General features: G+C 44.8%; 7 protein-coding genes. 5 read left to right on the top strand and 2 right to left on the bottom strand.

From position 1 onward, the window contains the following. The first annotated feature begins 235 nt into the window (after positions 1-235). The 5 genes from NM125_RS04305 (at position 236) to creD (ending at position 4975) form a co-directional block, all read left to right on the top strand. Positions 236-1840 carry a glutamate synthase-related protein gene (locus tag NM125_RS04305; RefSeq protein WP_255133209.1) on the top strand — a complete coding sequence of 535 codons (1605 nt, stop codon included), beginning with the start codon at positions 236-238 and terminating at the stop codon, positions 1838-1840. A gap of 92 nt (positions 1841-1932) precedes the next feature. Beyond that, complete coding sequence (locus NM125_RS04300; RefSeq protein WP_255133207.1) at positions 1933-2538, top strand: hypothetical protein; 606 nt, start codon at positions 1933-1935, stop codon at positions 2536-2538. A gap of 6 nt (positions 2539-2544) precedes the next feature. After that, positions 2545-2850 (top strand): winged helix-turn-helix domain-containing protein, encoded by a 306-nt coding sequence (locus NM125_RS04295; RefSeq protein WP_255133205.1) that lies wholly within the window; start codon positions 2545-2547, stop codon positions 2848-2850. Between the two features lie 81 nt (positions 2851-2931). Then, positions 2932-3504: a hypothetical protein gene (locus NM125_RS04290; RefSeq protein WP_255133203.1), complete on the top strand. Its 573-nt coding sequence runs from the start codon at positions 2932-2934 to the stop codon at positions 3502-3504. A gap of 163 nt (positions 3505-3667) precedes the next feature. After that, complete coding sequence (creD, locus tag NM125_RS04285) at positions 3668-4975, top strand: cell envelope integrity protein CreD (protein ID WP_255133201.1); 1308 nt, start codon at positions 3668-3670, stop codon at positions 4973-4975. 52 nt (positions 4976-5027) lie between these two features. Here creD and NM125_RS04280 read toward each other — a convergent pair whose 3' ends face one another. After that, complete coding sequence (locus tag NM125_RS04280; RefSeq protein WP_255133199.1) at positions 5028-7601, bottom strand: M1 family metallopeptidase; 2574 nt, start codon at positions 7599-7601, stop codon at positions 5028-5030. A 576-nt stretch (positions 7602-8177) separates the two neighbouring features. Beyond that, positions 8178-10445 carry a catalase/peroxidase HPI gene (gene katG, locus NM125_RS04275; RefSeq protein ID WP_255133197.1) on the bottom strand — a complete coding sequence of 756 codons (2268 nt, stop codon included), beginning with the start codon at positions 10443-10445 and terminating at the stop codon, positions 8178-8180. Positions 10446-10475: the final 30 nt, after the last annotated feature.

The following is a 10475-nucleotide window of genomic DNA, read 5'->3' as shown; positions in this document are numbered from 1 at the left end:
AAAACCATTCTGATGGATGCCTGCCTGTAAGGCCGTTTGACCCTGCTATCAATCAATAGAAATGATAATGTGACAAGGCAGTCGTCTTACTCCCGGCCTTATTTTCTTTGAATCTTTTCCGGATTTTATCACATTGGCTTTCGTTAAATACTATTTAGTACACACGCATCTCGTTGTCAGCAGTAGGAATTAAAAGATAATCTGCCTGAAAAGGCTTCATAATAAGGAAAGACAAATGACTAAACTTCATGCAATTGATGATCTTGAAGACCGAAAACCTGTACATAGCCTGCTAAATGGGCTAGACCTTGTGACAATAAAGTATGATGGCAAAATTTCGGTACTGTATGGCAGATGTTTGCACCGGGGAGCGCTTATGGCCGACGGTTATATTGAAGGTGGTAACATTATTTGTGGTGTTCATGGGTGGGACTACCGATACGATACAGGCGTTTCGGAATATAATAATGAGGAGGTGCTTCATAAATTTACAGCTGAAATCAAAGATGGATATGTATGGGTAGATGAAGCGGAAATCAATGAATACCTTGAGGAACATCCTCAGCCCTTTAACAGGGATGAATACCTTGGCCAGTACGCAGATACGCACCCAGAGGATACCGAACCCTATACCGGTTATATTAAAGAGCTCGCCCAAAACGGGCTGAAGAATTATGGACACCATGGTCCTTCTGCTGCTATGGGGGTAGATCGAAACACCCTGCCCAAATGGGAGAATATCCAGTTTCTGCCGGCTCAGCTCGCAACCAGACCGCTCATGGATGAAGAGGAAGTGGACACTACGGTTGTAATTGGACTTCAGGCAAAAAAACCGCTAAAACTGAAAATTCCGTTATTTGTATCTGATATGAGTTTCGGAGCATTATCCCGAGAAGCAAAGATTGCTCTTTCCAAAGGAGCAGAGCTTGCAGGTACAGGAATCTGCAGTGGTGAAGGAGGTATGCTACCCGAAGAACAGGCCAATAACTCCAAATATTTTTATGAGTTGGCATCCGGTAAATTCGGTTTCTCTTGGGAAAAAGTTCAAAAAGCTCAGGCATTTCATTTTAAAGGAGGGCAGGGGGCAAAAACCGGAACGGGAGGACATCTGCCGGGAGATAAAGTAACGGAAGAAATTGCTGAGGTAAGAGGGTTAGAGGAAGGTGAAACGGCTGTTTCACCGGCAGCTTTTCCCGACTTAAAAACTGTTGAAGACTTCAAAGGATTTGCAGATGAGGTTCGCAAGAAAACTGGAGGTATTCCAGTGGGTTTTAAGATTGCAGCCAGTCATGTTGAGTCCGACCTTGATTTTGCTCTGGAAGTAGGAGTGGACTATATCATCCTGGATGGAAGAGGGGGCGGGACCGGTTCAGCACCCACGGTTTTGCGCGATAATATCAATGTGCCCACCATTCCTGCGCTGGCCCGGGCCCGTAAACATCTGGATACATCCGGAGCCAGTGATGTAACGCTGATTATTACGGGGGGATTAAGGGTAGCCGAAGACTTTGCTAAAGCGATGATGCTCGGGGCAGACGCCGTTGCAGTTTCAAATGCAGCACTTCAGGCAATTGGATGCCTGGGTATGAGGGCCTGTGACTCCAATAACTGCCCGGTCGGGATAGCTACTCAGAAAGAAGGCTTGAGAAAAAGACTCATCATAGATCAATCAGCCAGCCAGCTGCAGAATTATTTTGAAGCATCCAGCGAATTGGTCAAAGTTATAGCCCGGGCTTGCGGCCACGAAAAAGTGAGTGGCTTTAATAAAAACGATCTTTCCACTTATGATTACGAGATGCATCGTCTTACCGGTATCCGTTATGCCGGGGTTACACCTTAGTAGGTGGTGCCTCATAAATCATACTAAAAAATTTTCCATCCCTCTTGCAGAACTGATTTTTTTCATCTACTTTTAAATAAAAAGTACTTTGTATGAAAGAAGAGCAAGATTATATCAAGGACATTGCGGAGATACGCTCGATGATGGAGCGGTCTTCTAAGTTTTTATCACTTTCCGGCTGGGCGGGGATCATGGCCGGCTTGTATGCCTTAGCCGGGGCTTACATTGCTCACAACTTATTGGAATTTAATCCGGATGAGCTTTTTTATGCATCCCCGAATTTGGCAAACGTAGTCTGGCTGGCCATTGGGATTTTAGTGCTGGCCTTGGTGACGGCCATTTACTTCTCCAAACGAAAAGCAGATGGAAACGGAGAAAATATATGGAATGCCACCTCCCGAAGACTTTTGAGCAGCATGGCTATTCCTTTGGCTGCAGGAGGGGTATTAATTTTAGTGCTCCTCGCAAAAGGACTTATTGGTCTTCTCGCCTCGCTGATGTTATTGTTCTATGGACTTGCTTTGGTAAATGCCGGGCGGTACACCATCCCGGAAGTGAGAATTATGGGCTTTGTGCAGATCGCATTGGGATTGGTAAGCGCCTGGTTTGTTGAATATGGCTTGCTGTTGTGGGCAGTGGGCTTTGGTGCAGTTCATATGATGTATGGAATTTACATGTATTTCAGCTACGAGCGGTGATTAGCAGTGAACGTATCTTTTGATGATTTACATAAAGCATTCGAGAGCAGGGTCAGGCTGGGGATTATGTCGGCCCTGGCGGTTAACGATTCGCTCGATTTCAGTGCGCTGAAGGAGTTCTTGGATGTAACCGACGGCAACCTTGCCACACACATTAAGAAGCTGGAAAAGGAGGGGTTCATTGAAGTGGAAAAATCCTTTATCGATAACAAACCAAACACTAAGTACTCCATGACACCGGACGGAAAAAAAGCATTCGATGACTACCTGAACGTGATGGAAGAAATTATAAAAGCCCAGAAAAACAGTTAAATCCGTTAACCAAAAAAATTTACCCAACTACTTTGTAATTCAAAGTGCTTTAAATATTTAAATTCTTAATGAGGTCAAAACATGAATACAGAACAACACTTATCTAAACACTTACTATACCTTACTGTGGGAACAGCAGTCATTTTGCTGATCCCCTTCACCGCTATGCAATTTACGTCAGAAGTGATGTGGACCTTAAGCGATTTCATTTTTGCCGGCATACTTATTCTTGGAACAGGTTATACCTACCTGCTCGTAACCCGTAAATCCGGTTCCTCTGCTTATCGTGCAGCAATAGGACTGGCACTGGGAACAGGATTTGTTCTCATCTGGTCAAACCTGGCTGTTGGAATCATAGGTTCTGAGGACAACCCCATCAACGTGTGGTATTTTGGGGTGATTGCCATTGGTATCATAGGATCTGTTATTTCTAGATTCAAAGCAGAGGGTATGGTCATCACTCTGTTTGTGGCAGCCTTTGCACAGGCACTAATTGCGGCCATAGCAATATTCGGAGGTTATTACCAATCGCCTCCAAGCTCAGTGTTAGAAATTCTGGGAGTAAATGGCTTCTTCGTCACACTTTGGATTGTGTCTGCCTTGATGTTCAAATACGCTGCACAGAAAGAAGCTGAAGACCATCAATCAGAATAAGCTAATAGCGGAAACAGTGTTACTTCTTAAATTCAAAATGAAAAATGAAAAATTCAAAATGGGGGGATTTGTTATTTCTCGATCAGCTCAATATGACAGAAAGAGCCCCCATTTTTAATTTTGAATTTTTCATTTTTCATTCCTCATTCTCAACCCAACCATCATGAAAAACCTTAGAAAATCGCTCGGTACCCGTTTATTTATCATCGCGTTTCTAACGCTGATCCTGCTTATTCCTTCCCTTTTAATCCAGGGACTGATTTCGGAGCGGGAATACAGGAGAGATTCCGTAGCGAATGAAATCAGTCAAAAATGGGGTGATGAACAAGTTGTTGTAGGACCTATTATCAGTGTGCCTTACAGGTATTATTTCAACGGCGAGGATAAGGTAGAGCAAACCATTCGTTATGCTCATTTTTTGCCGGAGAACCTGAATGTAGAAGGAGCCATCACCCCGGAAATTCGGTATCGGGGCATTTATAAAGTGATTGTGTATAACAGCAGCTTGTCGGTATCAGGAAATTTCCCGGCCATTGATTTGAGTGGGTTTAAAGTGCCGGTGGAAGACTTCCTTATTGAAGACGCCTTTGTTTCGGTAGGGATTTCAGATATGACCGGAATCAAGGACTTTGTGAATATTACTTGGAATGAGAGTGAATTTTTGGCGAATCCGGGTATTGAATCCAATGATGTTCTGGCCTCCGGAATTTCTATTGCACCCGACCTTACCACCGGCGAAGCCTATGATTTTAGCTTTGATCTGAATTTAAACGGAAGTACCGGGCTTCATTTTTCACCAGTAGGCAAGCAGACAAATGTTGCGCTTAAATCAGAGTGGTTAAACCCAAGTTTTACGGGTAATTTTTTACCAGCCGAGCGGGAAGTCACAGATGCCGGATTTGATTCCGAATGGAATGTATTACACCTGAACCGGAATTTTGCTCAGCAATGGCAGGGGCCTAACCAGGAAGTGACCAATACGCTTTTCGGGGTTGAACTGCTGCTGGCTGTGGATGAATATCAGAAAACCATGCGAACTGCCAAGTATGCCATCATGTTTATCTCGCTGACCTTCCTGACCTTCTTTATGATCGAACTGCTGAGCAAGAAAATCATTCACCCCATTCAGTACTTATTAATCGGCTTCGCCCTGCTGATTTTTTACACGCTGCTTCTGTCGATTTCAGAATATGTGGTGTTCCAGTTAGCATATGTAATTGCTGCTGCCGCCATCATTGGGTTGATCACAATCTACTCCTACAGCGTATTATCCGATAAGCTGAAATCAGGAATCATCTTTGGGGTGTTAATCATCCTGTATGGCTACCTCTACATTCTGCTGCAATTGCAGGATTATGCGCTCTTGTTAGGAAGCCTTGGATTATTTGTCGTGCTATCTGTGGTTATGTACCTGACCCGAAACATCAACTGGTTTGAAATTATGAGCACCGAGGATGAAGCAGCCACTTAGCAGAACCTGTAAGCATCCAAAGATCCTTGCAGCGTACGGGGCAAGAATAGCGCTATTTGGTGTATTGTTTAATCTCATTAGCCCGGAACATCATATCGGCAGCTTGTAGAATTTTCATTTTCAGCTGTCGATTATAATCCGGGTTATTATCCAGAAATGTGCGCACCGTTTTCACAGCTTCATCTGATGAATGGTTGCCAAGGGTAACATCCAGCCAGCGCTTGGGGAAGAAGATGTCTCCGGTTGTTTGAATTTCCCGAAGCACCTCCAGGCTTGGCAGAATATATTTTTCTGATTCATCAACACGAAGCGGGTGGTGCAGGTATCCGAGCGCGCTTAAAACCCAGGATTCTGTTTTTCGGTTTCCTTCATCCTTTAAAGATTCAAAAAAGGAGTCGCGTACATTTTGATCTGCTGACAGAGCAGGCTGAATAAACTCAAACCGGCGTTTGCGGTCCGGGTTTTCAATTCGACTGAGTTGTTCCGAAATGATAGATGTTGCTAAATCAGGTCGTTTAATTGCAAGGTCTCCGGCCATGCTGATGAAATCTGTTTCCGCAAGATTTAGCCCATCAATTTCAAGTTCCCCGCTCCAGACATCATATACTTTTTGGACCTGATTATCAGACAGGGCAATGTCTCTGAAGGTGTTGAAGAAAGTTTTCTTTGTACTGCTTTTGGTTTGAGCCAGCATCTCATTCCAGAGTATTTCTTCCAACCCGCTTTGAACTTCATTTCTCTGTTCTTCCGTTAGCAGTTTCCAGTAAATGGTTTCAATATGCCCAAGCGCCAGATTCAGCAATAACTGGTTTTCCTCGGTTTGAAAAATCCCGACCAATTCATCCAGGTATGAATCCGGAAATACTTCATTCTGCTCCAGCATATTCTCATACAGGTTGATGAGGTGAGAGCCTTTCCGTACATCCCGCATGTGTTCCCAATGCTGAAGGGTTTTAAGGTCTGCAGGGAACAGACCATAGCCGCGCCCATTGGCATTAAACACTCTTGTTTCAGCCTGAAGTTTATTCAGGGTAGCAAATTTCTTCTGCTCGTCACTCAAAATATCAAAAAATTTGAATGAGCTGTCTTTCGGGCTGATGGTCCAGATACCAACTTGCTGTGGCCACACTCTTTCCAAACCGGCCGGGTCGCTTTGCACCAAAACGTCATACTTCAATGGCTCGCGGCCGGGAAGGTCATCTTCATGGAACTCCACAGAAAAATGAGGACGGCCGGCGGTATTCACCCAAACTTCACTCCATGCATGCAGGTCCTGTTCAGTCTTTTGATCCAGAATGGTAATCAGGTCGGGCCATGTGGCATTGCCGAAAGAATAGGTGCTTAAATATTCGCGTAATCCTTTTTTAAAGAGTTCTTCCCCAACCAGTAACTCAAGCTGGCGCATCATGATGGGTGCTTTATTATAGATGATGGCTCCATACATCTGCCCGGCTTCGTTCAAATTCTCAAGATGCTGTCGAATGGGATTGGCTCCTTCAGTTCGATCCACGGAATAAGCGCTGGGGTGATGACGAAGTACAAAATTCAGATCATGATCAATATCGGGGAAGTTAGGATTCATGATTTTGGCAGCCATGAAATTGGCAAACACCTCTTTAGTCCATACGTCATTAAACCACTCCATGGTGACCAAGTCTCCGAACCACATATGGGCAGTTTCGTGGGCAATGAGGCTGGCCCGGCTGAGGAGTTGAGACTCAGATGGATCTACATCCAGGAACAGGGAAGAGGCACGGTATTGAATGGCTCCCACGTGTTCCATGCCTCCATATTGGAAGGCAGGTATGAGAGCGAAATCGAACTTTTGAAAGGGATAGTCTATACCGGTGTATTCTTCCAGCCAGTTGAGTGAGGCCGCGTGGAGTTCAAAAATTTTATCGATACTCCGGGCTACTTTTTCCTCGTCCGTTTCACGGTGCAGCATAGTCATTTCACGGCCGTTAACAATTCGCGAGACGGCCTCAAAATCGCCGGCAACAAAAGAAAACAGGTAGGAACTGATTAAATCTGAGGTAGCAAACTCAAGGGTTTTAGCTGAATCTTTTTCGGTTACGGAAGCCAGCGGTGCATTTGAAATAGCTTCCCAGGATACCGGGATTTCTAAGGTCAGATCATAAGTTGCTTTCAGATCAGGCTGATCAAAAAGGGGAAAGGCGGTTCGGGCACGATCGGGAACAAACAGGGTATAAAGGTAATCAGGGTTTCGGTTGAGTGAAGATTCACCCGCAATAAAATCAATGGTTACCGAATTCAGTCCTTCTTTCAGCAGGTGGGATGGTAAAATCAAATGTTCGTCTTTAAACTTAATCTCACTTTCCGATCCGTTTATGGTAAGTGATTTCAGTAATTCAGCAGATTCTCGAAAATCCAGCTGTATATCATGACCAGCTTCCTTAAGAGTAAATGTGATGGTTTCTGAGGCGGATATGTCCTCTGTTTCTTTCCCGGGGATATTAAAGAACAGTTCATAATTAACATCCGAGATCAGGGCTTTTCTGAATTTAGCGAGTTCAAGGGAAACACCGGGCTCAACCTTTGGGGATGTTGAGCATCCCAGGGTTCCAAAAATCAAAAGAGAGATAAACAGGGTGCGAATCTTGGTCATTTTCATAAGTCTGATTTTAATTTTTGGACGCAGGCAAAAGTACCAACATTCATAAAGAATTCAAGGTCTGTTTTGTTAAGAGTTGTGGAGTCGATGGCGGCTAATTACATTCAGGATAAAATGATGTATTTTCGTGTTGGGCTTACGGTTTTCATTCTTCTGGTAAGCTATCTTTTAATTACCGGGCACTGGCTGCTGGTAACAGCTACACCTATATTTTCATTTCTGCCTTTGGGTAACCTGTTAACCTGGCTGGCTCTTGTCTCCCTAAATTTGCTCATACTTTCATTAATTAAAAAGCCTTCTAAAGCCAGGTACTTTATTTACCCGAGCCTGTCTTTTGCAATACTTTGGGTGCCTGTATCAGTCCTTTTAACCGGAAATTTCAAGAACAACTTTTCATCAGAAACACTGATTTCGTTTGAGACATGGCTTTTATTGACAGGTTGTTCCATTTTGATCAGCATGATGACTTTGTTAAGCTATTACATGTTAAAGGTCCTCAGGTATTGGAAACAAAAAAAGGCAGCCTGAACTAAATCAGGCTGCCTTTAAAGCGTAGTTAAGCTGTGAAGGTTACTTCAGATCAAAGCGGTCAAGGTTCATTACCTTATTCCATGCTTTAACGAAGTCGTTCACAAACTTCTCTTCGGATTCTTCTGTACCATACACCTCTGCAAGTGCCCGCAGTTCTGAATTGGATCCGAAAATAAGGTCAGCGCGTGTTCCGCTCCACTTCACATCTCCGGTATTGCGATCACTTCCAACAAACACATCCTGCTTGTCGGTAGTAGCCTGCCAGGTCGTATTCATATCCAGCAGGTTCTTGAAGAAGTCGTTGGTGAGTGTTCCGGGGTTATCCGTAAACACACCCTTTTTGGAACCATCATAATTGGTTTCCAGCACACGCATACCACCAACAAGCACCGTCATTTCAGGTGGAGTCAGGGAAAGCAGCTGCGCTTTATCAACCAACATTTCTTCCTGAGTGGTGTTGTGCTTAGGATTGTAGTAGTTACGGAATCCATCAGCCGGTGGCTCTAACCATGCAAACGATTCTTCATCAGTTTGCTCGGCGGTAGCATCGGTTCGTCCGGGTGTAAACGGTACGGTGATGTCATGACCGGCATCTTTGGCTGCTTTTTCAATTCCGGCAGCTCCACCCAGAACAATCAGGTCAGCGATTGAAACTTTCTTATCGCCGGACTGATTTTCATTAAACCACTGCTGAATGGTTTCATAGGTATTCAGCACTTTGTTTAACTGCTCGGGGTTGTTTACTTCCCAGTCTTTCTGAGGAGCCAATCGGATTCGGGCACCGTTAGTACCACCCCGCTTGTCTGATTGACGATATGTGGAAGCTGAAGCCCATGCTGTAGAAACCAATTCTGATACGGATAGTCCGGAATCGAGAATTTTCTCTTTCAGTTCGGCAATGTCATTCTCATCAACTAATTCATGATTAACTTCCGGAATGGGATCTTGCCATAACAGCTCTTCTTCAGGTACTTCCGGCCCTATCAGGAGTGATTTTGGCCCCATATCACGGTGAGTAAGTTTATACCACGCACGTGCAAAAGCATCTGCGAATTCATCCGGATTTTCGTAGAAACGGCGAGAGATTTTCTCATATGCCGGATCTTCTTTCAGAGAAAGGTCGGTAGTCAGCATAAACGGTGCATGCTTTTTCTCCGGATCGTGAGCATCAGGAATAGTGCCTTCACCGGCTCCGTCTTTAGGTCTCCATTGCCAGGCACCGGCCGGACTTTTGGTTAGTTCCCAATCATACTCAAAAAGATTCTCAAAAAACTTGTTACTCCATTCGGTAGGAGTTTGAGTCCAGGTTCCTTCAAGGCCACTGCTTACGGTATCAGCTCCCATTCCGGTACCGTAGTCGCTCTTCCAGCCAATTCCCATCTGTTCGATAGGTGCGGCTTCGGGCTCAGGCCCTTTATGATCTTCAGGTGCAGCTCCGTGAGTTTTACCAAAGGTATGTCCTCCGGCAATCAGTGCGACAGTCTCTTCATCATTCATTGCCATACGAGCGAAAGTCTGACGGATATATTTCGCTGCTTTCTTAGGATCAGGTTCGCCATTTGGGCCTTCCGGGTTTACGTAAATCAGTCCCATGTGGTCGGCACCTAACGGTTCTTCCAATTCTCCATCATCAGTATGACGCTGATCGGCAAGCCATTCGCCTTCAGAACCCCAGTAAATATCTTCTTCCGGTTCCCACACATCTTTACGTCCGCCGCCAAAACCAAAGGTCTCAAAACCCATTGATTCGAGGGCTACGTTTCCGGCGAGAATCATCAGATCTCCCCAGGAAAGTTTGTTGCCATACTTCTGTTTTACAGGCCACAGTAATAGACGTGCTTTATCAAGATTCACGTTATCGGGCCAGCTGTTGAGGGGAGCAAATCGCTGGTTTCCGGTGCTTCCGCCACCACGGCCGTCAACTACACGATACGTCCCGGCGCTGTGCCATGCCATTCGGATCATGAGTGGTCCATAGTGCCCAAAGTCGGCCGGCCACCATTCCTGGGAGTCTGTCATCAGGTCGTTGAGATCTTTTTTGACTTCATCCAGGTCCAGCTTCTTAAATTCTTCTGCGTAATCAAAATCTTCACCCATAGGATCTGATTTGGAAGAATGCTGGCGAAGAATATTCAGGTTCAATTTATTGGGCCACCATTCGCGGTTTCCGGTACCGCCACCGGCCGTCTCACGCAGAGATCCGTTATGAAATGGACATTTACTTATATCTCCATCTCCGTGAGCTTTAGAATCATTAGCTTTATACGTGCCTGCCTTATTTGCAGAACTTTCATTTTTATCAGCCATATTATCTCCGTTTAATTTCTTTTCAATATA

Source organism: Gracilimonas sediminicola (assembly GCF_024320785.1).
GTDB lineage: Bacteria > Bacteroidota > Rhodothermia > Balneolales > Balneolaceae > Gracilimonas > Gracilimonas sediminicola.
This window is presented reverse-complemented; position numbering and strand designations above follow the sequence as displayed.

Excerpts from the sequence above, each read along its gene's own strand:
- NM125_RS04305 (WP_255133209.1), top strand. The coding sequence starts at position 236 with ATGACTAAACTTCATGCAATTGATGATCTTGAAGACCGAAAACCTGTA.
- NM125_RS04300 (WP_255133207.1), top strand. The coding sequence starts at position 1,933 with ATGAAAGAAGAGCAAGATTATATCAAGGACATTGCGGAGATACGCTCG.
- NM125_RS04290 (WP_255133203.1), top strand. The coding sequence starts at position 2,932 with ATGAATACAGAACAACACTTATCTAAACACTTACTATACCTTACTGTG.
- creD (WP_255133201.1), top strand. The coding sequence starts at position 3,668 with ATGAAAAACCTTAGAAAATCGCTCGGTACCCGTTTATTTATCATCGCG.
- NM125_RS04280 (WP_255133199.1), bottom strand. The coding sequence starts at position 7,601 with ATGACCAAGATTCGCACCCTGTTTATCTCTCTTTTGATTTTTGGAACC.
- katG (WP_255133197.1), bottom strand. The coding sequence starts at position 10,445 with ATGGCTGATAAAAATGAAAGTTCTGCAAATAAGGCAGGCACGTATAAA.